The 23,629-nt window shown below is 56.8% G+C and carries 21 protein-coding genes, 1 CRISPR repeat array and 1 riboswitch; of the genes, 16 read left to right on the top strand and 5 right to left on the bottom strand.

Annotated features, from left to right (window positions below):
* Positions 1 to 31: 31 nt before the first annotated feature.
* Positions 32 to 529: direct repeats of the CRISPR family, unit length 36 nt; unit sequence GTTCTAGCAGAGATCGCCGCGCGGTCCGACCGGAAC.
* A 268-nt stretch (positions 530 to 797) separates the two neighbouring features.
* Positions 798 to 861, top strand: a riboswitch (Fluoride riboswitch).
* Between the two features lie 45 nt (positions 862 to 906).
* The 11 genes from crcB to VHB22_RS14915 all read left to right on the top strand — a co-directional run bounded on the left by crcB (position 907) and on the right by VHB22_RS14915 (position 11,587).
* On the top strand, positions 907 to 1,338 hold the full coding sequence (gene crcB / locus VHB22_RS14965) for a fluoride efflux transporter CrcB (protein ID WP_325457777.1): 432 nt from the start codon (positions 907 to 909) through the stop codon (positions 1,336 to 1,338).
* A gap of 48 nt (positions 1,339 to 1,386) precedes the next feature.
* Positions 1,387 to 3,141 (top strand): hypothetical protein, encoded by a 1,755-nt coding sequence (locus VHB22_RS14960; RefSeq protein WP_325457776.1) that lies wholly within the window; start codon positions 1,387 to 1,389, stop codon positions 3,139 to 3,141.
* Between the two features lie 17 nt (positions 3,142 to 3,158).
* Positions 3,159 to 4,202 carry a GNAT family N-acetyltransferase gene (locus VHB22_RS14955; protein WP_325457775.1) on the top strand — a complete coding sequence of 348 codons (1,044 nt, stop codon included), beginning with the start codon at positions 3,159 to 3,161 and terminating at the stop codon, positions 4,200 to 4,202.
* A gap of 83 nt (positions 4,203 to 4,285) precedes the next feature.
* Positions 4,286 to 4,900, top strand: a complete 615-nt coding sequence (locus tag VHB22_RS14950; RefSeq protein WP_325457785.1) for a class I SAM-dependent methyltransferase — start codon at positions 4,286 to 4,288, stop codon at positions 4,898 to 4,900.
* Positions 4,901 to 4,945: 45 nt separating this feature from the next.
* On the top strand, positions 4,946 to 5,419 hold the full coding sequence (locus VHB22_RS14945; protein ID WP_325457774.1) for an acyltransferase: 474 nt from the start codon (positions 4,946 to 4,948) through the stop codon (positions 5,417 to 5,419).
* Positions 5,420 to 5,529: 110 nt separating this feature from the next.
* On the top strand, positions 5,530 to 6,612 hold the full coding sequence (locus tag VHB22_RS14940; protein WP_325457773.1) for a Gfo/Idh/MocA family oxidoreductase: 1,083 nt from the start codon (positions 5,530 to 5,532) through the stop codon (positions 6,610 to 6,612).
* Complete coding sequence (locus VHB22_RS14935) at positions 6,563 to 7,690, top strand: DegT/DnrJ/EryC1/StrS family aminotransferase (RefSeq protein ID WP_325457772.1); 1,128 nt, start codon at positions 6,563 to 6,565, stop codon at positions 7,688 to 7,690. The genes VHB22_RS14940 and VHB22_RS14935 overlap by 50 nt, the downstream gene beginning before the upstream one ends.
* Positions 7,691 to 7,712: 22 nt before the next feature.
* Positions 7,713 to 8,432 carry a DapH/DapD/GlmU-related protein gene (locus VHB22_RS14930; RefSeq protein ID WP_325457771.1) on the top strand — a complete coding sequence of 240 codons (720 nt, stop codon included), beginning with the start codon at positions 7,713 to 7,715 and terminating at the stop codon, positions 8,430 to 8,432.
* On the top strand, positions 8,426 to 9,427 hold the full coding sequence (locus tag VHB22_RS14925) for a glycosyltransferase (protein ID WP_325457770.1): 1,002 nt from the start codon (positions 8,426 to 8,428) through the stop codon (positions 9,425 to 9,427). The genes VHB22_RS14930 and VHB22_RS14925 overlap by 7 nt, the downstream gene beginning before the upstream one ends.
* 2 nt (positions 9,428 to 9,429) lie before the next feature.
* Positions 9,430 to 10,443, top strand: coding sequence for an NAD-dependent epimerase/dehydratase family protein (locus VHB22_RS14920; RefSeq protein WP_325457769.1), 1,014 nt, complete (start codon positions 9,430 to 9,432; stop codon positions 10,441 to 10,443).
* Positions 10,436 to 11,587: a DegT/DnrJ/EryC1/StrS family aminotransferase gene (locus tag VHB22_RS14915; RefSeq protein ID WP_325457768.1), complete on the top strand. Its 1,152-nt coding sequence runs from the start codon at positions 10,436 to 10,438 to the stop codon at positions 11,585 to 11,587. Before VHB22_RS14920 ends, VHB22_RS14915 begins: the two co-directional genes overlap by 8 nt.
* Before the next feature lie 43 nt (positions 11,588 to 11,630).
* On the opposite strand, the gene VHB22_RS14910 is transcribed toward VHB22_RS14915, so the two are convergent.
* On the bottom strand, positions 11,631 to 13,298 hold the full coding sequence (locus VHB22_RS14910; RefSeq protein WP_325457767.1) for a carboxylesterase/lipase family protein: 1,668 nt from the start codon (positions 13,296 to 13,298) through the stop codon (positions 11,631 to 11,633).
* Positions 13,299 to 13,640: 342 nt separating this feature from the next.
* Between VHB22_RS14910 and VHB22_RS14905 the strand changes: the two genes are divergently transcribed.
* Entirely contained in the window at positions 13,641 to 13,883 is a 243-nt protein-coding gene (locus VHB22_RS14905; RefSeq protein ID WP_325457766.1) for a hypothetical protein, read from the top strand.
* Between the two features lie 154 nt (positions 13,884 to 14,037).
* On the opposite strand, the gene VHB22_RS14900 is transcribed toward VHB22_RS14905, so the two are convergent.
* Entirely contained in the window at positions 14,038 to 14,364 is a 327-nt protein-coding gene (locus VHB22_RS14900) for a helix-turn-helix domain-containing protein (protein WP_325457765.1), read from the bottom strand.
* 287 nt (positions 14,365 to 14,651) lie between these two features.
* Here VHB22_RS14900 and VHB22_RS14895 point away from each other — a divergent pair, with 287 nt between their 5' ends.
* Together VHB22_RS14895 and VHB22_RS14890 are read left to right on the top strand one after the other, a co-directional pair.
* On the top strand, positions 14,652 to 17,006 hold the full coding sequence (locus VHB22_RS14895; RefSeq protein WP_325457764.1) for an ATP-binding protein: 2,355 nt from the start codon (positions 14,652 to 14,654) through the stop codon (positions 17,004 to 17,006).
* 15 nt (positions 17,007 to 17,021) lie between these two features.
* Positions 17,022 to 17,684: a response regulator transcription factor gene (locus VHB22_RS14890; protein WP_325457763.1), complete on the top strand. Its 663-nt coding sequence runs from the start codon at positions 17,022 to 17,024 to the stop codon at positions 17,682 to 17,684.
* 42 nt (positions 17,685 to 17,726) lie between these two features.
* Here VHB22_RS14890 and VHB22_RS14885 read toward each other — a convergent pair whose 3' ends face one another.
* The gene (locus tag VHB22_RS14885) at positions 17,727 to 18,152 is read right to left on the bottom strand and encodes a response regulator (protein ID WP_325457762.1); all 426 of its coding nucleotides are present in this window, start codon (positions 18,150 to 18,152) and stop codon (positions 17,727 to 17,729) included.
* A 263-nt stretch (positions 18,153 to 18,415) separates the two neighbouring features.
* Between VHB22_RS14885 and VHB22_RS14880 the strand changes: the two genes are divergently transcribed.
* Together VHB22_RS14880 and VHB22_RS14875 are read left to right on the top strand one after the other, a co-directional pair.
* On the top strand, positions 18,416 to 19,126 hold the full coding sequence (locus tag VHB22_RS14880) for a DUF1345 domain-containing protein (RefSeq protein WP_325457761.1): 711 nt from the start codon (positions 18,416 to 18,418) through the stop codon (positions 19,124 to 19,126).
* 132 nt (positions 19,127 to 19,258) lie between these two features.
* Positions 19,259 to 21,163 (top strand): PAS domain S-box protein, encoded by a 1,905-nt coding sequence (locus tag VHB22_RS14875; protein WP_325457760.1) that lies wholly within the window; start codon positions 19,259 to 19,261, stop codon positions 21,161 to 21,163.
* A 38-nt stretch (positions 21,164 to 21,201) separates the two neighbouring features.
* On the opposite strand, the gene VHB22_RS14870 is transcribed toward VHB22_RS14875, so the two are convergent.
* Both VHB22_RS14870 and VHB22_RS14865 read right to left on the bottom strand, forming a co-directional pair.
* Positions 21,202 to 22,317, bottom strand: a complete 1,116-nt coding sequence (locus tag VHB22_RS14870; protein ID WP_325457759.1) for a beta-ketoacyl-ACP synthase III — start codon at positions 22,315 to 22,317, stop codon at positions 21,202 to 21,204.
* A gap of 317 nt (positions 22,318 to 22,634) precedes the next feature.
* Positions 22,635 to 23,525, bottom strand: coding sequence for an SDR family oxidoreductase (locus VHB22_RS14865; protein ID WP_325457758.1), 891 nt, complete (start codon positions 23,523 to 23,525; stop codon positions 22,635 to 22,637).
* Positions 23,526 to 23,629 lie beyond the last annotated feature (104 nt).

Here is a 23,629-nt window from a genome sequence, read left to right as displayed (position 1 = left end):
CCAAACCAGCAGTTAATTACGGCACGAGGTCGTTCTAGCAGAGATCGCCGCGCGGTCCGACCGGAACGTGCTTCTCGCGCTGGTAAACACGGCGACAGTTCTAGCAGAGATCGCCGCGCGGTCCGACCGGAACCGGTCAGGATGTGCCATTCTTGTGCGGTCAGTTCTAGCAGAGATCGCCGCGCGGTCCGACCGGAACCACTGGGCGTAGACTCTAAAGCCTTCCTTTGTTCTAGCAGAGATCGCCGCGCGGTCCGACCGGAACTCCCTGCGCCTTGGCGTGATAAAAAATATCGTTCTAGCAGAGATCGCCGCGCGGTCCGACCGGAACGGCGATTGCGTCAAGGCTATTACGGGCGTCGTTCTAGCAGAGATCGCCGCGCGGTCCGACCGGAACCAAACCAGCAGTTAATTACGGCACGAGGTCGTTCTAGCAGAGATCGCCGCGCGGTCCGACCGGAACAAGTCCCTTACCGTCCTGAAAATAGAAAAGGTTCTAGCAGAGATCGCCGCGCGGTCCGACCGGAACGCCCGGAACACGCCACGCAGCATAGTGAGCGGCGCACCAGTTCTAGCAGAGGTCTAAATCGCGCCAATAAGTGAGCAGATCCGCGCACTGACAGCCAAGTGCAGTGTGCGTACGGGGAGATGAGATCTCCCCAATGCGGGTTCCGTCAACCCAAGAGAGAAATGCTGTAATGTTGTTGCGTTATTATAAACAGAATACCACGGGAATGTATGCGGTTGACGTGGCTCACGCGAATGCGGTTCAGCTCTCGAAGCGCTTCGTGTATTCAAGCATCGATGGGGATGGAGTTCTCCCGACAACCGCCGCTGATGGCTGATGACTCCTATCGATTGCATAAGAATCCGCCGGTGGGCGGGCCTTTGCGAAGGGAGCTATGAATGTCATTTACCACATGCCTTATCGTGATGCTTGGCGGGGCGCTCGGAACACTCTCTCGATATCTCATTTCAGTCGCAGCATTGCCGATCAGCGGTGCGCTTCCGATCGGAACGATCCTCATCAATATCACGGGGTCGTTCATCATCGGATTTTTCGGGACGCTGACATTGGCGCACGGTCGTTTTCCGGTTTCGGAGGACGTACGCCTCTTTGTGATGATCGGCCTTTGCGGCGGCTACACAACTTTTTCGTCATTCAGCTTGCAGACGCTTGATCTCTTACGCGCGGGTGCGTTTACGCGAGCTGCCGTCAACGTCATCGCTTCGGTGGTGCTGTGTATCCTTGCCGTGGCCGTCGGACATGCTATCGGGGGTTATTTTAATGGCGGCGCGACGGAGATCGCTCAGATTGCGATCGAAGAAGACGCCTAGTCTGCTTTTCGGCTTCGGCTGGACGGATCGTTGGGGATCTCATCACTGATGACTTCAAGATTGCTGTCCGTCCGCAGGAGCGAAACGCTTTGTCTTGCGTTGCTGGCGTTTGGGCTGGTGCTCTACGCCATCTGGATTGTCAGGCATATCGGTGCCGATCCGGCATTTCGGACGCTCTTCATCGAAGAGTTTCACGCCGGGGAGGCGGGGCGGACACGCTATCTTTTCGGATCGTGGATTGGTGAAGGGGGCGGATGGCAGAGTTTGCCATTTGCCCCGCTGGCGAGTTTCCTGGCGGCGTTGTCTTATAGTCTCCTGGGCCACAGTCTGGCGGCTCTGCGTGCGCCTTTTGTATTCGCAAATTTGGCAAGCATAGCGCTTTTTGCAGTTGTATGTTGGCGCTCGGCCCCCGGCAGCCCGTTGCTTGCTGCAGGTGCGACGACGGTGTTTGCATTGTCGCCGTTTTTGTCAGTGCTGCGTCCGACGTCGAATAACGAAAACCTTTATCCGTTCATTGCGGTATTATTGCTGTTTGTCCTTCTGAAGATCGAGAAGCGCAGCGATCGGAAAAGGAGCGCCTGGCTCTATGGAATCGCAGGGTTTATTGCGGGATCGGCCCTGTTTGTGAAGGTCGACGGCATCGTCTTGCCGATTGCCATCGCAATTACGATGATGCTGGAGTTGATTTCGGGCCGTGCGCGATTTGGCGATTTCGTTGCGTGTGGGCTCGGAGGCTTGGCGAGTATCGTTTTATTCGTCGCGGCCGTTTGCCTGACGATGGGCTGGCGCGAGGCTGTCGACTCGATCGCTTACAGTAAAGTGATATTCGATTATCGCGCGCCACACATGCGCACGTCATTTATGGACAGAGTCATCGCGCCGCTCCTGGTGTTGCCCAAAAATTTCGAAGTCTATTTTCCAGCAAGTTCGTTTGTCCTCATTCCGACGATCGCGATTGCCTGGAGGGCATGCCAGCGATTGAGTCTTGCGGAACGGTTCTCACTCGTCTGTGTTCTGATCCTGTTCGTTTGGTCCGCGTTCGTGCCGCAGCTCTATTGGAAGAAAGTGACGATCGTCGCTGTTCCTCTGGTCTTTCTGCATCTTGCTGCGATCAAACAGCTACTTGATCCGAGGCGATCGATTTCTCCCTCCGGATTACGTTTGGCCTTGGTATGTTCGGCGCTGCTCGGTATCGCAATCGCCGCCTCCATGTTCCGAGGTATGATGCTCGTCGTGCCCTTCTGGGCTGTTAAGACTTGGAATATGCCCGCCGTATGGGCAGCGCTCGCCGGAACTGCGGTGCTGCTGGCCCTTGTCGCGACCTTTGATATCCGCAAGCTGGCGCTCGGCGTTTACGGGGTTATCGCTGGTCTGGTCGCGGTGAGCGGCGTGCAGCAGATCACGTCGTTTCGTCCGCGCCATCAGCTTGAGAAAATCGGCACCCGGATCGGAGCAATCATCGGAACATCAAATGTCGTTGCGGATCACAACGGCTTTCGTTTCGTCTCCGCTTTTTCCGATGCCCATTTTCGGTTCTTTCATGAGAACGATCCGCTATTTCCGGCAGGGATCACAAGCGAGGCGCAGAAAACACATGCGCCATTTGTGCTCGTGACCAACACCTACAAGCCCGTCGAAAAGCAGATTGATAAGGAACTTCCGGACTATCGTAAGATCCTGCGGCTCAAGTACAAACATCCGATGAATAGCTTCAATGATCGCTGGGCTGTGAACACCATTGTTTTGTATCAGCGCAGAACCGATGGCGTTGAGCGTGCTTCGGTCTCGTCAAATCATCGGTAAGCGGCAGTTGGTGGGGAATGCAGATCCAAATCGAGCGCCTGGAAAATCGGGATGACTCGGAACTGACCGAATTTCTCGACGGACTCGGAAAGCGCTCGCCGTCGGTCCTTGGTTATCATTATCCCATCTATCGGGATGTGATTGCGGCGGCGGGTGCGGGCGAGGCTTGCACATTGGCCGCACGCGTCGATGGCAAGCTTCGCGCAGTTCTTCCAGCATTTCGAAAAATTACGCCCGAGGGCGCAGTTTTCGGCTCGTTGCCGTTTTTTGGGCCGAACGCCGGCGTTCTGGCCGGTGAAGATCAAGCCGGCGAATTGCAGACTGCGCTTCTTCGTTCGCTTATCGAGGATGCGCGTGCCGCCGGTGCTGTCGCGTGTTCCGTATATACGCCGTTCCTTGCGTCGGACTTCGCGTCTTATGATTCCGTGATGCCGGATGCTCTGGTTACGGATAAATTCACGCAATATCTGGATCTCGAAACGGTAACATTCAGCAAGAGTATCGCTTACGATCTCAGGCGAAGCGAGCGGCTGGGCGTCACGGTTTCGACGGATGTGGACGCCCAACGGCGAGATGCATTTTACGGCCTTTACGTTCAAAACTGCATCGAGCAGGGCATTCCCGTAAAGCCGAGAGCGTGCGTGGAAATGTTACTTGATTTAGAGGCGCTCGGGCGGCGCAGCGCCGTCTATTTTGCATTTCACGACGGCGAAATGATCGGCGGGCTGCTCGTTTTGAGATCGCCGATGACGGTGAGCTACTACATTCCTTGCACTCTCGCGAGGGCGCGAGGATTTCAGCCGGGAACTCTCTTGATCGATCGTGCAATCAGGGACGCGCGTGCACGCGGAGCGCGTTATTGGAATTGGGAAAGCTCGCCGTCACGAGAGTCGGGCGTATTTCAGTTCAAGAAGAAGTGGGGATCGCAGGAGGGCCGATATCGGATTTACCTTCAACCTTTTCGATCCCAGCAATATTTTCGAGATTTGGGGCGAGAGCGTATCGCAGACCTGTTTCCGTATTATTTTGTATACCCGTTCGATCGGCTGCGGGAGAAATAAGCCGCCTCGCAATCCTCAGACACCTTGAACGAAACGCAAAAAGAAGACTAACTGGCCGCAGCGCGTTTTTGCAGGGTAGTGTTGTGGAGCGGCGTAGCTTTTTCCGATGGGCTTTGGATCGGCCAGCGACTTATGAGGGGTTTCAGCGCCTGCTCGGCGCTGATGCAACGCGAAATCATATCGTCAAGGAGATCCTGAAGGCGAAACCCGGCGACCGGATTTTGGACCTTGGTTGTGGGACGGGGACTCTGTTGGAGCATTTGCCGCCAGTTGAGTATGTCGGCATTGATTGCTCCGAAGCATATATTTGCGATGCGGAACGGCGATTGGGCGCAAGAGGCACGTTCATTGCGGCGGACGTCAGAAACTTTCCCGCGATTGGCAAGCAGGATTTCGATCTCGCAATTGCGATCGGCCTGCTTCATCACCTTGACGACGCTGAGGCACGTACCCTCGTGAGGAATGCCATACGCCACCTGAAGCCGGGGGGGCGGTTTGTTGCGCTCGATCCTTTGATCGAGAGCCCTCAGCATCCGATCGCACGGCTTTTGGCACTTGCGGATAGGGGTCGATTTGTGCGCACACTCGACGGATACGAAGCGTTGGCGGCGGCTGCTTTCAACGTCAAAACACAAGCCAAGCGCAATTTGCTTCGCATTCCTTATTCGCATTCGCTTTTGGTCGCCACGGCAGCCTAAGCGTCCGCCGCGAAACCCGTAAATCAACAGCTAGACCGGTCCCGCATGCCGATTGCTTCCTCCGTCAAGCTTGGCTCGAACGTCAAAATACATCATCCGGATCTCGTTAATCTCTATGGATGTACTATTGGTGAGGACACGCGCATCGGCGCGTTTGTCGAGATTCAGAAAAATGTCGTGGTCGGTGCCGCCTGCAAGATCTCGTCCCACAGTTTTCTCTGCGAGGGCGTGGTGATCGAGGATGGCGTTTTCATCGGCCACTCCGTTATGTTCACGAACGATCGCATGCCGCGCGCCGTCAACGAGGACGGGTCACCGCAAACGGAGGCCGACTGGGTGGTGCTTCCCACGCGCGTCGGCGCCCGCGCGTCGATCGGCAGCGGTTCGGTTATTTTGCCCGGCTTGAAAATCGGCACAGGGGCGATGATAGGTGCGGGTTCGGTCGTGACGCGCGATATCCCGGATTACGGTGTCGCCTTCGGAAATCCTGCCCGCGTTCAGAAAGTTCTCCAACCATGAAAGCAATGACTTGGGCACGCGTTTCTGTTGCGATGCAGTAACCGCAGCTCAGCATTTGTTGCTTGATCGCTATTCCGCTTGCCGCCATTCTGATGCGGCTAGGGGTGGAAATGATCGGGGTAGGATTAATTGGGTTCGGATATTGGGGCCCGAATCTGGCGCGCAATTTCGTCGGAGCCGAGGGTGCTGAACTCCGATATGTAGCGGAGCGCGATACTTCGCGACATAAAATAATTCGAAGCTTGTGCGGGTCCGCGCAAGTTGGGGTTGGTGTCGACGAAATGCTCGCCGATGAATCGGTTCATGCGGTCGTGATCGCGACGCCGGCGGCATCCCACTATGACCTCGGCCTTCGCGCGCTCGAAGCCGGCAAGCATGTTCTCGTTGAAAAGCCGATGACGTCGAACGTGCGCGAAGCACGGAGGCTCATCGAGACAGCGGAAAGCCGTGGGCTTACGCTCATGGTTGATCACACGTTCATCTATACGGGGGCCGTACGATATATCCGATCACTGATCGCCTCGGGCGCGCTCGGGGAAATCCTCTATTACGATTCCACGCGCATCAACTTGGGCCTCTTTCAACATGACGTGGACGTGTTGTGGGATCTCGCCGTGCACGATCTGTCGATTATGGCCTATCTCTTCGATGAAGAGCCGGTGGCTGTTTCGGCGTTGGGCATGAGCCATGTTCCGGGTACGCCGACGAATATTGCCTATCTTACGCTGACGTTCGCGAGCAACCGGATCGCGCATATCAACGTCAACTGGCTCGCGCCCGTCAAAATTCGCCGCACGATCATCGGCGGCAGCCGCAAAATGATTGTCTATGACGATCTGGAACCGAGCGAAAAGATCAAAATTTACGACAAAGGCGTGCACGTCACGAATAATCCGGATGCCATTCAACAGATGCGCGTCGGGTACCGCATTGGCGACATGCTTGCTCCCAATCTCGATGCATCCGAAGCGCTACGGTCGGAGGTTCAACATTTCATCGACTGCGTGTCGTCCGGAAAGACGCCGGAAACGCCTGGTGCGATGGGTCTAAAGGTTGTGCAAATTTTGGAAGCCGCGAGTATCTCGATGCGCCGTGGTGGCCAGCTCATAAATATAGAAACGTTGAGGCCGGGGGGTCTGGCGCATGATTCCGTTATTGGATCTGAAAACGCAATATTTAGCCATCAAGGCTGAAATCGACGAGGCGGTGCTGGGCGTCCTCGGCAGCGGCGAATATATCCTGGGCCGGAATGTCCGCGCCTTTGAGGAAGAGTTCGCCGCTTATTGCGGCGGCGGAGAATGCATCGCCGTCAATTCGGGAACGAGTGCGCTTCATCTCGCGTTCCTGGCTGCGGGAATCGGAGCAGGCGATGAAGTGATTACACCGCCGATGACATTCATCGCGACCACGGCGGCAATCGCCTATGCCGGAGCGACGCCGATTTTCGTGGATGTCGACGATGCAACCGGAAATATAGATCCCTCTCTCATCGAGCAAAAAATCACGTCTCGGACGAAGGCGATCGTTCCCGTGCATCTTCATGGCCGGATGGCGGATATGACGCCGATTGTCGAGATCGCGCGTCGCAAGAATCTTCTTGTGATTGAGGATGCCGCGCAAGCGCACGGCGCGGAGTATCGCGGCGGGCGCGCCGGAAGTTTCGGAGACATTGCCTGCTTCAGCTTCTATGCCGGTAAGAATCTCGGCGCCTGTGGCGAGGGCGGGGCGGCCCTGTCGGACAACCCGGATTTTGTCAAACGCATGCGGCTCCTTCGGGACTGGGGCGCGGAAGAAAAGTACCGGAGTATCGAGCTTGGCTACAATTATCGGATGGACGGCATTCAGGGCGCAATCCTTCGAGTCAAGCTTCGTCATCTTGAGGATTGGACTCGCGCGCGTATGGCGCACGCCGCTGCCTATGATGAAGCGCTCGATTCCCTCGGGATCAAGAGACCGCCGACGCCAGCGGTTGGCGATCGGCACGTGTATCATGTCTACGCGACGCGTGTCGCGAGGCGGGAAGCCGTACGCAAAGTTATGGTGGATTCCCGCATTGGCGTCGGGATGCATTACCCTATTCCTGTCCATCTTCAGCCAGCGTTCAAAGATTTGGGCTATCGGCCAGGTGATTTTCCGGTGGCCGAGCAAATAGCCGACGAGACCCTTTCACTCCCGATCTATCCTGAATTGACAACCGCGCAGCGTGACAGGGTGTGCAGCGCGCTCGCGCAAGCGGTCGCGCCTGAACGACTCGCGCTCGAAGCCATCTGAATGCGAGCCGGGCGACGCCATCATGGTTGAGAAGCGGCGAATTCGCATTTTTGGCGCGGGTGTTCGCGGCGCCGTCATCGCCGATCTACTCCGGTGGCATTACGCCGATACCTATGACATCGACGGCTTTTACGATGATGGAAAACCACAAGGTAGCCGGTCTCACTTCGATTTTCCGGTCCTTGGGCCGGTGGTGCGTGGACTGGATGAAATGCCAGGCAGCGGAGTGGAAGCTTTCTTGGCGCTAGGTACTTATCGGTCGTGGCGAAGTTGCCAAGTCTGGGCGGCGCTTTCAAAGGCGGGCGTACAGTTTCCCAATCTCTTTGCCCCGAGTGTCCGGATATCGCCTTCGGCGAAGCTTGGGACTGGCGGGTTCTTCATGGACGGCGCTTACGTTGGAGCGTTCGCGAATGTGGGACATCTGTTCGGTGCTCATGCAGGCGCCATCGTCGAGCATCACGCGACGATTGGAGATAATGTTTTGTTGGGGTCGGCCGTGGCGATCGCAGGGGGAGCGGGTGTGGCATCACATTGTTTCATCGGGACCAACTGCACAATCCTACCGGAAGTCCAGATTGGGCGAGGGACGCTTGTCGGCGCGGGAAGCGTCGTGTCGCGCGACCTTCCCGGCGGGATCATAGCGACCGGTTCACCTGCAAAACGGCGAAGGGCGGTCGGCGCCGACGATGAGGTTCCTCACGGTGCGTCTCTGTCCGAGGTAGAAGGCTTGTTCGCATGTTGAGGTCTCACGCCGAGAGTGACGCCATACCAGCTCGGCGAGAGGCAAAGTCGCTGGCCGTCGTGATTCCGGCTTATAACGAAGCGGAAGGACTGGACGCACTCCAGGCGGCACTCGATGAATTTCGCCGGTCGCTTCCCTACACAAACGTGCGAGTCGTTGTCGTTGACGATCATTCCGACGATCAAACGCCGATGTTGCTGAAGCGCGCCTGCGAACGCCATGATTGGCTATCATACATCCGCCTCTCGCGGCGCTCGGGCTCTCATACAGCCGTCATCGCGGGATTGGCGCAGTGCGATGAAGATTGCGCGGCCTTTATCAGCGCCGATCTGCAGGATCCCCCATCGTTACTCCCGGAGATGATCGCTCAATTCCGGCAGGGCAAAGATGTCGTCTGGGCCGTCCGTGACGGGGACGATGGACAGGGACTCTTTGAAGGTTTTGCTTCGACCGTATTTCATTCGTTGATGCGCCGCATATCGAATGTCGGCGAGCTGCCGTATCAATGCAGTTTTGCGCTGATGAGCAAACGTGCTTATCGCAATTTGGTGCAGCAGGCCGGTCTTTTTCCGAGCCTGCTCGTCGATATTCCGCGGCTCGGTTATTCGGTTGGGGTTGTTCCGTTTGCGAAGCCTGCACGAAAATTCGGAACGTCTAAGTGGAATATCTCGCGCCGCTTGCGGCTACTGTTCGATTCCGTCGTTAGCGCCAGCTACGTCCCGCTCCGTTTTATGATCTACGTTGGCGGACTCGTCAGTCTGCTCGGTTTCGCTTACGCGTTGTTTCTTTTGATCCGAGCGCTTTCAAATGGACCCACGGAGATCGCGCAGGGATGGACGTCGCTGATGGTCGTCGTGCTGGTGCTCGGCGGACTTCAGATGCTGATGCTCGGCGTCATCGGAGAGTACCTGTGGCGCACCAAGGAAGGAACGCGGCGCGACGCGCTCTTTCTCATTGAGGACGAAGCGAACCTAAGATCGATTGAGGACCACTGAATTTGGATTTGCACGGGAAATGTGTTCTTGTCACCGGAGGAGCCGGCTTTATAGGCTCTGAGCTTGTGCGCCAGCTGTGTGCTCACGGTGCGGATGTAGTCGTTTTAGACAATCTGGTGAACGGGAAGCAGTCCAATCTTGATGGGATCACCGGAAAGCTGCGGTTCGAACGCGCTGATGTTCGCGACCTTGATGGTGTCGCGCCGCATTTCGAGAATTGCGATCTCGTCTATCACTTAGCTTGCCTCGGTGTTCGCCACTCCGTTCATTCGCCGGTTGAGAACCACGATGTCAACGCGACGGGAACGTTGCGCTTGCTTGAACTCGCGAAGAAATCAGGCGTCGAGCGTTTCGTCTATGTTTCAAGCTCTGAAATTTATGGCACCGCTCGGCACGTGCCGATGTCGGAGGATCATCCGATCTGGCCTATGACGGTTTATGGCGCCGGAAAGCTTGCAGGTGAATGCTACACAAGAGCTTTTTGGGAGACGTACCGTTATCCGACCGTTGTCGTCCGGCCGTTCAACGCGTTCGGGCCGCGTTGTCATCATGAAGGCGATTCGGGCGAAGTTATCCCAAAGTTTATGCTGCGCGCGATGGCAGGCAAGCCGCTCAAGATTTTTGGTGACGGGACGCAAACGCGGGATTTCAGTTTTGTTTCCGATACGGCGCGCGGCATCCTTCTGTGCGGTGTTGCGAATGCGGCGGTCGGACAGACGATCAACATCGGGTCTGGGAAGGAAATTACGATTAATGAGCTTGCACGGTCCGTGTCGGCTCTGGTGGCCGATGGGGTTGCCTGCGTCGCGCACGATGCGCCGCGTCCAGGCGACGTGCTAAGGCTTTGCGCCGATACGTCGAAGGCGCGCGCCCTGATCGATTACGCGCCGACGGTTGAGTTGCGCGAGGGCTTGGCCGTTCTTTATTCCTGGTACCGGCAATCCAATCGATCCGCGGATGATCTCCTCGCGGAGGAACTCGAGCACAACTGGACGGGGAAGACCGTCGATGCTTGATGCGCCGCCCGTCATTCCGATCTCGAAGCCGGACCTTGGCGAGGAGGAAGCGGAAGCGGCCGGGCGTGTGATCCGTTCGGGATGGGTTACGCAGGGTCCCGAAGTTTTGGCATTCGAGTCCGAGTTCGCCCAAGCCGTCGGTGCGCCGTTTGCCTGCGCCGTTTCAAGCTGTACGACGGCTTTGCATCTGGCGCTATTGGGTCTTGGTATCTCCGAAGGCGATGAAGTTGTCACCGTCAGCCATTCCTTCATCGCGACGGCTAATGCGGTTCGTTATTGCGGCGCAATTCCTGTTTTTGTCGACATCGATCCAAAGACATTCAATCTGGATCCAGCTTGCCTTGAGGCGGCGCTTACGTCGCGCACGCGCGCAATTCTTTGCGTCCACCAGATCGGTATGCCGTGCGACCTGAAGGAGATCGTCGCGTTTGCGCGCAAGCATGGGCTGGCAGTCGTAGAGGATGCGGCATGCGCGGCTGGAAGTGCAGTCGTTCGGGATGGGCAGGCCTATTCGATTGGAAATCCGCAAGGGGACGTCGTTTGTTTTTCTTTTCACCCGCGGAAGGTTTTAACGACGGGAGATGGCGGCATGCTGACGTGTCGCGATCCTGATCTCGATGCGCGTTTTCGCTTGTACCGCCAGCACTGCATGAGCGTATCCGATCAAGTCCGGCACCGCTCGAAGGATGTCATTTTTGAACGGTATACCGACGTTGGATTCAATTACCGGATGACGGATGTGCAGGCGGCCATCGGGCGGGTTCAATTGCGCAAGCTTGCCGCTCTCGTCGAGCGACGTCGGGAAATTGCGGCGCGCTATCGGATGCTTTTAGACGGCATTCCAGGTATCGTCGTGCCAGAGGAGCCGCATTGGGCGCGTTCAAATTGGCAGAGCTATTGCGTTCGGCTGCCGAAACAGGCTGACCAGCGCACGGTGATGCAGAGGATGCTGAAATGTGGCGTCAGCACGCGACGCGGGATTATGTGCGCGCATCGCGAACCGGCTTATGAAGAGCAGCCGCAGAGGCATTCGTTGGTTCATTCGGAGCAAGCACAGGATGAGTGTATTCTTGTGCCGCTTTTCTCTCAAATGACAGATACGGATATCGCCCGCGTCTGCGAGGCCTTGCGGCAAAGTCTTTAAGCAGAGTACGGCGGCCCATTTCTGGCCGCCGTACCTTATGAATCTACTGGGCTGCCCAGAAATCACACTTATAGTTGGCTACGAATTCCGCGCCGGTTTCGAGGCCGTTCGGAATGTCCTGCTTGAAGAGTGTCGGCGAGTCCGCCTTGAACTTCGGCCAAGGTGAGTTACCCGACTTGTTCGGGTTGCCCGTCTTAGCGAAATTCGTCCAAGCTGCAACGAGCTGATCCGACAGCGTTACCTCGGCTCCTTGCAGCTCGCGGGGTTGGCCCGTCGTCTGATCGAGATTCACGCCAAGGTTCCCGCCATGCCAGCTCGGGAACACGAACTGAATGTCGGCGGTGTGAAAAGCGAGAGCTTGAAAATGGCCCGTCGCATCGTAGGTATTGGGCATTTGCGGGAAATAGAACGGTGCTTTCTGGTAGGTGAAATCATAACCGTATACCGGATAGCCTTTGTTCGTCTTGGCTTGTTGCGTCAATACGCGATAGCCGTTGCACTTGAAGGGGTCGGAGTTGACTCTGGTTTGGGCCAACGTCGGGTTGTTGCCGTAGTTGGATAGTGGATATTGACCCAGCACTGTAGCGCTGTTCCTCGCCTGATATTGTTCAGGCGTGAGTGCGACCTGGGGCGGGCCGGAGAAATACTCCGCGATGGCCAAGCTGAACGTTAGTTCGTCTTTTGTCGTGCCGCCGAGGATCGGCATGTGATTGTAGGCACCCGTCGTCCAAGCCGTTTCCGGGGGCATCGGGACGATCGTACCGTCTACCATTGGTCCGGCAACGTAAGGCCCGTTCGCGTTCGGAGTGCCTTGCAATTGCAGAATTCGTTCCGCCGATAGCTTGCGCAAACATTTGGCATTCGAACAGCCCGCTGCGGCGGCGAAATTGTTGCCTGCCGTCAGCGCCGTCGCGGCCGGGGCGAAGAACGCGTTCGGAATCGGGCTGCTCTGTGTAATAGCACGATGGAACAAGCCCGCTGAAATCGGCGAGATCAAGTTCGCACTGGTGTCAATGGCGCCGGCGGATTGACCTCCGAGTGTGACGTTCGTCGGATCGCCGCCGAATGCCGCGATATTACGCTGAACCCAACGAAGCGCGGCTTGGGAATCCATGATGCCGTAATTGCCCCAGGGATGGCCCTCTGCGTTCAAATGGCTTTCGGACAGAAACCCAAAAAGTCCCATGCGATAGTTGATCGTAACGACGACGGTCGGCGTTCCGTTTGGGCCGCCCGTTGCGAGTTTGCTGCCGTCGTAGTCGTTGGATTCGCCATCGACGTTGCCGCCGCCGTGGATCCAGACGATGACGGGCTTTTTCTTCTTCCCTTTTCCAGACGTAAAGACATTCAGATAAAGGCAATCCTCGGTGATACTCGATGGTCCGGCGAAAGCGCCGAGCTCGGTGACTTGTGGACATGTGTTCGCGTATTTGGTGGCATCCAATGCGCCCTTCCACTTCTTGACCGGCTGCGGGGGCATCCATCGGAGCTTGCCAACGGGTGGTGCCGCATACGGAATTCCAAGGAATATATTGACGCCGTCTTTCGTGAAGCCGCGAACAGATCCCTCGACGGTTTTGACTTTTGGTCCATTGTCGTCGCTTGCGGCGAATGCCGGTAGCGTCGAGAGCCCCGTTGCCAAGATGGAGAAGACGAAAAAGCCGCGACGCAACAGCGTCCGTCGCGCGCCTGATGTAGACGAGCCTTGCATGATGCCACTCCCTATACGTTCTCTACGTTTCGCTCATGCACGTACGTGCATGGCGCCGTTAGTTGGACGCTTGCGCGCCAGCGTTCCAAATTGGGGCAAATGGCTTGGAAACGGCTACGGCGTACGCGAACAATCTTGAGCAACGCGTGCACTGAAGGCGGAAGCGGCTCTTAGGTTTTTCGGAATGAAGGACCGGCGAGGGTGGAACGATATACTCACTTTGGCGGCAAAGCTTCGCCAAGATCGGCGCTTGGGGATAGAGTTTCAAAAAAATGTTCTGTGATTTCGGGAAACCGCGGATTCGTTGTAAAGTTCCTCGAATAACTTACGGGGGCACGATCAATGATCGAATGGGCTAACCGAGAACTCTCGACGCTTGAGGGTCAGCTCGCATTTTGGAAGTCCGGCATCGCCCGGCTTTTCAATGGTCCTGGCGGCGATGACGACATCACCAAATCCGTGATCAATACTCTTGAAAAGCATGTCGCCGATTGGCGCGAATTGATGGCCCGTCATGACATTCCTGTGCAGCACCTCGACCTTGCAGAGAAAGATCGACCGAGCCCGTTCGCCGACGCGAACTGACTTTGCTATTTCGGTTCGGAGGAACGTGGTGGGGCCCGGCGGGGGGGAAGCCGGGCCCCTTCAATCGAAGCGGCGCATGGGGTGAGGAACGGCGCACGTCTTCGACGAAATACATTTTCTTAGTGCCGTGAGTGCTCGGCGTTTGGATTGGCCGTCATACTTGCCGTGCGATTTCGGCGAGTCGAGCGTTGTTTAAAATTTCGATCTGATTTGCACTGCGCAGGCGTATGACATTCTGACGGACCAGCTCGCTGAAGCACCGGTCGAGAGCCTCCATCGAGATGCCCAGATGGAAAGCAATTTCGGCGTCCGTCCGTCTCACCTCTATTATATTATGATCCTGATTTCTCCCCGAATCGTTGATGTGCCCGTGATGTTCAATGAAGGTCGCGAGCTTGCCTAGGTGCGGCACGTATCGTGGCCTCTCCCGCTCCTTGACAGGTGCGGCGATTGGATGGGCCGTATTTTCGAAGGTCTGCATCGGTTACTCCTAAGGCTCATGGAAAATTGAGCTCCCGGGCGGGTCCGGTTGTGCGACGCGGATTACCTGCGCCCGTTGAAGTGCAGACACCAGTCAGCAGAGCGGTCTATGGCTCGTTCTTTTGCCAATTAGTCCAGTTGGCCTAATCGGCGGCGCCGCAGATTCAAGCCGATGGAAATGCATGAAGTTTTCTTCATCTGCGCCGGAAATTTTCTTTTGCGCGCCGCTTGATCTTGGCCGTAAAGGAGCCTCAAGCTCGGACAAGTTACGATGGACGACCAAAGCGCATGCGACGTGTTTCTTTGAAGGTCTTGATTGCGGCAGCGATTTCGCTCGTATCGCTGTTGCTGACGGCTGCCGTCTCGTATGTGATCGCGCATGACGCTGTCGCACGCCTGGAACTGCAGATTGGCCGCTCGCTTGCGCTTCTTGCCGACGAAATGCAGGACAAGCTCGACCGCGCTATGTACGAGCGTCTCCAATCCCTCGACGATATGACAGAGATCGCCAAGATTCCCGAGAAATCGGAAACGTCCGATTCTCTGCGTGTATCACTCGAGCGTTTTCAAAAGGCGTATGCCGATTACTCCTGGGTAGGATACGCCACGCGCGACGGCGTGGTAAAAGCTTCTACGGGCGGCGTTCTCGAGGGTGAGAACGTCGGGCAAGAGGAGTGGTTCAAGGAGGGTCTGGACGGACCTTACGTCGGCGACGTGAAGCTTCATCGCGTGCATTCGACCCAGACGCCGTCGGGCAAAAGAAAGATGGAAGACTTCATCGATCTTTCGGTGCCTGTTTCCAATGACGAGGAGACGTTGGGTGTTCTCGGCGCGACGCTGAGTGCCGACTGGGCGGAAGAAGTGAAGGATACTCTTCTCGGCAGTATGAAGAACTCTATTCCTGCAGACGTCATCGTTCTCAACGAAGCGCGACAGGTTTTGTTTGGACCCGACGAAATCGCCGGGAAAACCCTCGATCTGCCCAGCATCAGAAGAGCGCGCGCGGGTGTCGCCAATTTTGCAATTGAGCAGTGGCCCGATAGGCGGGCTTACGTCACTGGCTTTTCGAAGAGCGACGGCTACCGATCCTATCCGGGTTTGCGCTGGATCGTTCTCGTGCGGGAAGATCAGAAACTGGCATTTGCACCCGTAAGGAGCCTGCAGCGGAATATCCTTATGTGGGGCGCGGTATTTTCGGCCCTTGCCGCTCTTTTGGCCTGGGCGCTTGCCTCCAAGTTGTCGCGGCCGCTGCTGCAGCTTGCGGATGCCGCCGAAGGTCTTCGTCGAGGACGTAACGTTGATTTTCCGGCCGTCGATGGCTATGGCGAGGCGCGCATTCTTAGTCAATCGCTTCGGTCAATGGTCGCCGAACTGGCGGCCCAAAGAGCTTCACTTGCCGCAGCCAACCTGACACTCGAAAGTCAAGTGCGGGAGCGTACGCAGCGACTTGCTGAACAAAATATCGGACTTGAACGTGCGAAAGCCGAGGCCGAGCAGGCGACGGAAGCCAAATCGCGTTTTCTCGCGGCCGCGAGCCATGACCTGCGGCAGCCGCTACACGCATTGACGCTGTTCGCGCGAGCTCTTTCGCGACGTGTGAATGGCGTTGAGGCGACGACGCTCGTCGCGCAAATGGAAGAAGGATTGCATGGGCTCAAGGGTATGTTCGATGCTCTGCTCAATGTTTCCAGACTCGATGCGAAGCTTATCGAGCCGACAAAAGTGCCGGTTTCCGTCGCGGAAATCATCGAGCGTGTTTCGGTCGGATCGAAGGTCGAAGCCGAGCAGAACGGACTGAAGTTTTTTAGCAAAACGCAGGATTGGGCGATCGAGACTGATCCGGCATTACTTGAAACGATAATCCGAAATCTGGTGTCTAATGCGCTGAAGTTTACGAAAGAGGGTGGGGTTGTTCTCGCGACCCGCCGCCGGCATGGCCAGCGGATGATCGACGTCTATGACAGCGGGCCCGGTCTTTCGGAAGAACAGCACGAGAAGATTTTCGAAGAATTCTCGCGAACTGACCGTCGCGCACGCGGAGCAAACGATGGACTGGGCCTCGGCCTGTCGATCGCCCGCCGCTATGCCGATTTACTTGGTATGCGGATTGTTGTCCGTTCGCGGCCCGGGCGAGGATCGCGTTTTTCGATCGTTTTGCCGCCGGAGCGAGTCATAGAGTTATTGCCCGGAAGCGCCGATATTACGAAGAACGAGTTCGACGTTCACGGGTTCAGGATTCTGATCCTCGACGACGACCCGCTCATCGTCGCGGCTCTAAGTCGCGACCTCAGGGACCGGGGAAACGCGGTGTTTGGTTATCAGCAGGGCGCGGATGCCGCAGCAGCGATGGCCGAAGGGCTCACCGTCGATGCTGCAGTCCTAGACTTCGATTTGCGCGATCAGGAGACTGGCCTGGAGTTTATTGGACGGATGTCAGCGGAGCTCGGTTACTTCATTCCCGCAGTCATCCTATCTGGGGGGACCGACTCTGCTACGCTAGCAACCCTTGCAAAGTCCGGACGTCCATGGTTGACGAAGCCAGCCGACCCTGAACTCATCGTCGCAACTCTTAATGCGGTCATAAGGGCGGGTCGGGCTGCCGCTCGTACGTCGGCCATCGAAGAACGAGCTAGCATGGACTGAATTGCAGAGTAGCCTATGGCAATTGCAAAGCGTCACACCGTTCTCGTGGCTGACGATCATAGCCTGTACCGGGCTGGGCTCAGCTTTTTGCTCAAGGACAAACTTGGTTTCAGAACAGTGATCGAGGCTTCCAGCTTCGATGCCGCGCTTGATCGCCTCTCGGAAGAAGGGCAGGTCGAGCTTGGGCTGTTCGATCTGACGATGCCCGGTATTTCCGGTCCGGAAAGTCTCAGCGTCGTCAAGGAGACCTATCCCGGGCTCCGCGTCGCTATCGTTTCGGGGTCAGAGGAGCGTGACGCCGTTCTGCGAACCGTCGCGACGGGTCTTAGCGGTTACATTCCAAAATCGCTTTCCGATGACGAGATCGTCGGCGCTCTTGAGGATGTTCTCGACGGACGGATTTACGTTCCGCGTTTCATGACATCCGGAGCGACGGGGGGAGCAAAATTATCGACGCCGCAGACAGCCGAAGGTAAAGGGGGCCCCGGCGGTGGAGCCATCACAAAACCCATTTCGCCGCGACAGCGCGATGTCCTGGATTGTGTCCGCCGGGGCCTTTCCAACAAGGAAATCGCGCGGGAACTCGATATCGCCGAAGGGACAGTGAAAATTCATCTTGCAGCGCTATTTTCACATTTTGGCGCCCGCAATCGGACCGAGCTTGCAACCAAACGCTGATTCCCAATTCATCTGCGGGCCGCGCGGACCACGGCAAGAATATCAAGCATATCCAAGCTTCTGTACGAGCCAGGAGTGGAGGATATCGGGATCGAACGGCTTTCTGATTACCGGAAACGGACCTGCGATCGCAGCGAAGTCGCTATGGCCGGTCGTGACAATGGTCGGCACCGAACGGCCCAGCTTGGAGGCGATCGCGAGGGCGTCCTTGATGCCGCGCATTTGGCCTGCGATTTCGACATCCGTCACGATTGCGGCCAAGTGCTGAAGGCGATCTCCGAGGGTCTGGATCGCTTCCTGAGAGCTCCGGGCAGCAATGCAGGAGTAGCCCCAATCGTCGATCAGCATCGTAAGCGCGAGCGACGATTGATAATCGTCCTCGATGACCACGACCAGGGGTCTTGTTGATTGCTCCAGCGTTATCGCCGATCTGGTGTCGGCAAACGCTGCGAGCGATGAGCTTGTCATGACGCGGTCTCCTGCCCTCAGGGCACGTCCCTGGAGCCGCTAGTTCAAATCTTTTCCGTCGATCCTGCTATTCAGCGGGAGGCCATAGGCCACTCGAACTAGGGTGTTTCGGCCTTTTTCTTCAGCCGGTTGCCCATGGTGCGCGCAAGATTTTCGCTTTGTTTGAAGCACAGGCGGATCGGGATTGCCGCTTGTGGGAGGCGCGGCTTGCTTGCTACGAGTCGAAGCCGCGTCGCAGTCGTGTTCGCCAGGAACGATCGGAAATGAGCAGTATGGCTTCGGCCGCCGGAAAACGCACGCGATGGTACAGCCCACGTTCGATCTGGCGTTCTTTAGTACTGCGGCCAAGGGCTTTCCTCGGAGCGATCATCGGGTTCGGCGTTTTTCTACTGCTTCCAAACACTTTTCATGGCGCCGCGAGGGAAGCGGCGGCCTGGTGCGCGGGTGGCGCGACGTATTTGATCCTGGCTTTCTGGACAATGCATCAATGCACTTCGGAGACCATCCGAACGCGTGCGGCCCGTCAGGACGATAGCGCGGTCGTTATTTTGGTGTTGTTGCTATTTGCGATGTTTTCGAGTTTCGCCGCGATCTTCGGAATTATTGCCGAGGCCAAGGGTGCGACCAACGAGGGTAAACTGCTTTTTGTCGGCCTGGCCGCGGCAACGATCATCGTTTCCTGGCTGGTGACGCAAGTGGCGTTTACTCTGCATTATGCCCACGAATATTATGCCCCCGATCAGCCAGGAGACAAAACCTCATCGAAGCCGCTGGCATTTCCAAAGGGCACGATTCCGGATTATTGGGATTTCTTCTATTTCGCGACGTCTTTTGGGGCGGCGTCGCAAACGTCCGATATTACGATCAATTCCCAATCGCTGCGCCGTTTGGCGACGCTGCACGCGATAGTCGCTTTTTTCTTCAACACGATGGTGCTTGCGCTGACGATCAATCTGGCGGCAAGCTTAGCGTGAGGGTATTCGCTCGGCCTGCCGCGGATGCGCTTTCGATCGTTTAAGGCGGAACAATTTAGCCAGCCAAGTGGTTCAGGGTAGTTGATCCGATCCGTCCGTGCGCCAAGCTTAAATTCCGGGATGAGCCCAACATTGTCGAAAAAATCTGCGTCTGCCTGCGGGCTTAAGCTTAGCCGTTTGGACGCGACTTTGCCGGTCGGCGTGTACATCTGTGACAGGACCGGCGTGCTGACGGACTTCAATCGGAGGTGCGCAACCTTCTGGGCATCGAGTGATATTACCCCAGGTGCGAAATTGACCGATGCGCTAAAGGCTTACCTTCCCAACGGGCAGCGCTTGCCTGAGGCCCACGAACCAACGGCGATTGTACTCCGGACCGAAAGCGCTATCCACGGATGCGATTTAGTCTTCGAACGGCCGGACGGAAGCCGAGTTTTAGTCGAGGTCGGAGTCGACCCGATCTTCGACGACTCGCAAAATTTTTTAGGGGCGGTCGGCTGCATTCAAGACTTTAGCAAGTACGCGGATATCTCAGCGCAGGTTAGCCAGGGGCAGAAGGCTGAAACAGAGAACGAGAATTCGGATTCATCCATTCAATCATCCGGCGTGCTAGCTGCTCGTCTCGCCGCAATCGTCGCTTCCTCCGACGATGCGATCGTCAGTAAGACGCTCCAAGGATTTGTAACAACGTGGAACGCGGGCGCCGAGCGTATCTTCGGCTACACCGCCGACGAGATGATCGGGCAGCACATCACGCGCATTATTCCAATTGAACTCAGATCGGAAGAGGACGCTATTCTTGCCCGGTTGCGGCAGGGAGAGCACGTCGACCACTTCGAGACTGTGCGCGTTGCAAAGGACGGGCGTCGCATTGACGTCTCGCTGACAGTGTCTCCGATTCGCGATCGGACGGGCAGGGTCGTCGGCGCCTCAAAGGTCGGGCGAGATATCACGGAGCGTAAGCAGTTCGAGCGTTTGCAACAGCTGCTCATAGGTGAACTTAACCACCGGGTGAAGAACACGCTGGCGACCGTTCAGTCGATCGCCAATCAGACGGTCCACCGCGCCAAGAGTCCGAGCGATTTTGCTGCGAGCTTTAGCGGGAGACTGCAAGCTTTAGCCAGGACACATACCTTGCTTACGCAGTCAACATGGCAAGCGGCCGATCTTGCCGACGTGCTGCGCGATCAGTTGCCTCTTAGCGAAGCTGCGGACGATCGCATTTCCTATTCCGGTCCGACGGTGAAATTGAACGCGCAGGCCGCCTTGCATCTTGGCCTCGTTTTGCATGAGTTGGCAACGAATGCGCTGAAATACGGGGCTTTGTCGGATCCGCGCGGTAAGCTTGCGATACATTGGATCGTCCGCACCGACAATGGACGCCATCTGCTGCTCGAATGGCGAGAACGGGGCGGACCGACTGTTTCGGTGCCCCAATCCCGCGGGTTCGGGGCGACTCTCATCGAAAAAAGTTTGGAAGCTCATGGAGGCGTCACCTCAATCCGCTATGAGGCGGAAGGATTGACGTGCGAGATCAATCTGCCGCTTCCAGACGTCGATTCAATCGGCGGCGGCTCCTACAATAAGCCATTGGCTTCGGGAGTGGAGATTGCCAAAGCAGCGCGCATGTATGCGGGAAAGACACCGGCCGTGGCGGGTAAGCGCATTCTTGTCGTCGATGACGAGCCGTTGATTGCTATGGACATCGTTGCGAGCCTTGAGGACGAAGGCTGTAAAGTCGTAGGCCCGGCCGCGACTCTGAAAAAAGCGCTTCACCTTATCGAGACCGAAGACATCGACGCGGGGTTATTGGATGCAAATCTTGCCGGTGAACCGGTCGATGCACTTGCGGCGGTGCTCACGCGCCGGAAGATTCCATTTGCGTTCGTGAGTGGATATGGCCGTGAAGGTTTGCCAGAGGCGTTCAGACAGACAACATTGATCAAAAAACCATTCCATCGGCAGCGGCTAATGGATGTCGTTCAGCAGATGCTAAGCGAAGCGTCGACGATCGTGCCGCTCAGAAAGAGCATTTAGCCCGGCAACGATTCTTGAAATTTGGCTCCGCAGCGGAATCAGCGCTTCTCCACAAACACCGTACCAGCCGAATAACCGGCACCGAAGCTGCAAATCAGCCCTCGTTCGCCGGGTGCGAAGTCGCCGTTTGCCGTGTGAAACGCGATGATCGAGCCAGCAGAGCTCGTATTTGCAAATTTGTCGAGGATGATGACGTTTTCTCCCGGCCGCGGATCGCGCCCTAGGATTTTTCGGCCGATCATATCATTCATGTTGATGTTTGCCTGATGTAGCCAAAGCCGCTTTAGAGCATGCGGATCTAAACCTATGTCGCGGGCATGTGCGATGATCAAATCGCAGACCAACGGAACGACTTCGCGATAAACCTTGCGCCCCTCCTGAACGAACAGCTTGTCCGGTTTACCGATACCTTCCGGCGCGGCGCGGTTGAGGAAGCCGAAGTTGTTGCGGATGTGGTTGGAGAACTGAGTTTTGAGCCGCGCGCCGAGGATGGTCCAACCGGCTTCGACCAATTCGGGTGCGGCCACGATGATGGCAGTCGCGACATCGCCGAAAATGAAGTGGCTGTCCCGATCCCTGAAGTTCAGATGGCCAGAGCAAATCTCGGGGTTCACTATCAAGACTGCTTTGGCAGAACCGGCCGAAATGAAGTCGGCGGCGGCTTTGATGCCGAAGGTTGCAGACGAACACGCGACATTCATGTCGAAAGCGAAGCCGCTGATGCCAAGTGCATTCTGGATTTCGACGGCCATCGCCGGATAGGGACGCTGCATATTCGACGCAGCACAAATTACGGCGCCGATATCGCTCGTTCGTCCGCCCCAGTTTGCAACGGCTTCCTCAGCCGCGGCGACGGCCATTTCGGCTAGGACGGACAACTGTTCGTTCGGCCGCTCGGGTATAATCGGCCGCATGATTTCAGGATCAAGAATACCGGTCTTGTCCATCACGTACCGGGATTTGATGCCGGACGCTTTCTCTATGAATTCGGCAGAGGACGGCAGGAGCGCCGCGATGTTGCCTTTGGCAATGGCTGCGGCGTTCTCGGCGTTAAATCCCTCGACATAGGCGTTAAATGTATCCACCAGCTCTTGATTGCTGATGGCATGCGGCGGAACATAAAGTCCCGTTGCGGCGATGACGGGCTGAGGCAAGGCTGGCGTTTCCAAAGGCACGGCGCCCGATAATCGGGCGGATTTTCGTGGTTGGCATTTTCATACCACGAGGTACGCCGGTGTCCCCATAGGAACGGCGTTCGAAACGCAATTGGTGGCTTGAAAAGCGGTTGGCGGCCGCAAAAAATCGCGGAAGGCGGAAGAATGGCGCGGCCACGCTTCGAAGATATCGAGCCCTAAGAGCCCGCAGAGCGCGGCCGCGAGGGAGGCCCGGATACGCGATACTTCATTCCAGGTTCCCTGACCATTTAAATCGAAATTGGTTGCTACAAAGCAAACGGGAAACAAAACGATGCTTAACGCTCCGGAAGATTGCGTTTGAGGAACCCATACATAATCGGCACAGTGATGATGTGTGGAAGAATCTTTAATGCAAAAAGGGAAACCGTGTTGAAGATGCCGGGCACGATGACGCGCTGACCGAATATGAAGCCCCGATAGGCGCTTCGCGCAACGCGATCGGGGGTCATCGAGGGTAAAAGAAGACGATAGAGCGATCGCTCCGCGCCCATTTTGCCGTGGAAGGCTGTGTCAACCGGGCCTGGTACCAGCGCTGAAACACGGACGCCGCAACCGGAGACCTCGCTGGCGACGGCCTCGGTCAAGGATACGACATAAGATTTGCTGGCATAGTACGCAGCCTGATTGGGGCCAGGAACGTATGCGCCGAGAGAGGCGACGTTCAAAATTCCGCCTCTCGCCCGCGCAACCATGGCCGGCAGGGACGCGCGCGTAAGCCGGGTCACGCTCTCGACGTTGAGAGCAATGAGGCGGGAAATCTCAATTGGGTTCTGCGTGAGGAACGGACCTGCGAGCCCGGTTCCTGCGTTGTTGACCAATACATCCAGGTACAGGCCAGCGCTTCGCAAATCCGTTGCGATGATTTCGTAGGCGTTTGGTTCGCTCACGTCGCAGAGGATCGAAAGCGGTTCTATTCCGGTCGCTGCCTTCAGCTCGTTGGCGGCTTGTTTCAGCTTTTGGCCGTTGCGAGCGACAATGACGGTTTCCTTTTTAGCTTCGAGAAACCGCTTGGCGATCGCGAAGCCGATGCCGCGAGATCCTCCAGTCACGACAACGCATGGTTTCAGGTGAGCGACCGCTGCGCGTGCAGCATGAACGGCCCCGGGATCGATACCTGATCGCCACGGGAAAAAACGCGAAAGTCCAGCGGTCGGTGTGTCCGGCATGGTACCTCTCGGCTCGCTTTCGATGAGCCGGATAGAAAGTTAAGGAGAGGGAATTGAGCGAACAAGTGCGTTGAGAATTTCCCGATGCAAGAACCCGATCGCAA

Source organism: Hyphomicrobium sp. (genome assembly GCF_035548195.1).
Lineage (GTDB): Bacteria > Pseudomonadota > Alphaproteobacteria > Rhizobiales > Hyphomicrobiaceae > Hyphomicrobium_B.
The sequence above is the reverse complement of the archived record's forward strand: the minus strand, read 5'-3'. Positions and strand labels throughout refer to the sequence as shown.